General features: G+C 48.7%; 1 protein-coding gene. It reads right to left on the bottom strand.

All coding sequences use genetic code 11. From position 1 onward, the window contains the following. Positions 1 to 279 (bottom strand): class I tRNA ligase family protein (locus tag LZP73_RS21175; RefSeq protein ID WP_234236987.1); only part of this gene is annotated, 279 nt, incomplete at both ends.

The following is a 279-nucleotide window of genomic DNA, read 5'->3' as shown; positions in this document are numbered from 1 at the left end:
GATGGTGCGGTTTTTAATAAAACCGTTTTCTTTCAGACGAGAGTAGATAAGTTCTGACAACTGGCGATTCTCTTCGCTGTGCGTCGAGTGATAGTTGTCATAGCTGATGTTAAAGCCTGCGAAATCAGTCTGATGTTCCTGACTCATTTCGCCAATCATCTGCTCCGGTGTGATACCAAGCTGCTGTGCTTTCAGCATGATCGGCGTACCGTGGGCATCGTCGGCACAGATGAAATTAACCTCGTGGCCGCGCATTCGCTGGTAACGAACCCAGACATC

Origin of the sequence: Shewanella sp. AS16 (assembly GCF_021412365.1) — a bacterium.
GTDB lineage: Bacteria > Pseudomonadota > Gammaproteobacteria > Enterobacterales > Shewanellaceae > Shewanella > Shewanella salipaludis.
This window is presented reverse-complemented; position numbering and strand designations above follow the sequence as displayed.